The sequence below is a fragment of the Proteus sp. fly-1067 genome, from assembly GCF_040139345.1.
GTDB lineage: Bacteria > Pseudomonadota > Gammaproteobacteria > Enterobacterales > Enterobacteriaceae > Proteus > Proteus vulgaris_B.
The window spans coordinates 1-635 of sequence record NZ_JBEEUL010000139.1 but is presented as its reverse complement, the minus strand read 5'-3'; the positions used below and the strand labels follow the sequence as shown (position 1 = coordinate 635).

Below are 635 nucleotides of genomic sequence, written 5' to 3'. Positions count from 1 at the left end.
AATCATTATTAAATCTATCTCTAAGTAAGAATAAATTAAAAATAGTTATTCTTATCTTGGCTGGTTTTAACAACACCTAATAAAACCAAAATATATTTTGATTAGGGAGTTAATGATAATGCTTCTTATATGCTTCTTATATAAAGTATGAGAGGATTAAAGTAGATAATTTAAATATTGAAAAGATTTAAATTATTAAATACACTCGTAAAGAGTATTTTTGGAGGGGTTATGAGTGAAATACAGCAAGTTATTTTTGATGGAATGATTCTTTATGACAAAGAAGCAGCCAAGATTACAAACTTATTAGATACAAAAAAAGTCGCAACATTGACTGTACCTGCAAATGAATGTTTAGCGATTGTATTGAAAAATTCACCTGATGTAACAACTCAGAAACAATTATTTCATGAAGTTTGGGAAGTTCATGGTATTCCAATAAATTCGAATACTTTTTATCAGAATATCTCAATCATAAGAAAGGCGTTTAAACAAATAGATTATACACCTGATGTTTTGATTACAATACCACGTCGTGGCATTGTAATATCAAAAACGATAGAGCTTCAAAAAGTTATAAATCATCATTTTGAAGAAGATGAGTCATTATCAGTTTCTAAACCACCTACTGTTCA

Annotated in this window: 1 protein-coding gene; it reads left to right on the top strand. The window is 27.9% G+C overall.

All coding sequences use genetic code 11. The features are described 5' to 3' along the window. Positions 1 to 231: 231 nt before the first annotated feature. A partial coding sequence (locus ABN217_RS19615; RefSeq protein WP_349459906.1) for a winged helix-turn-helix domain-containing protein occupies positions 232 to 635 on the top strand: 404 nt, incomplete at its 3' end.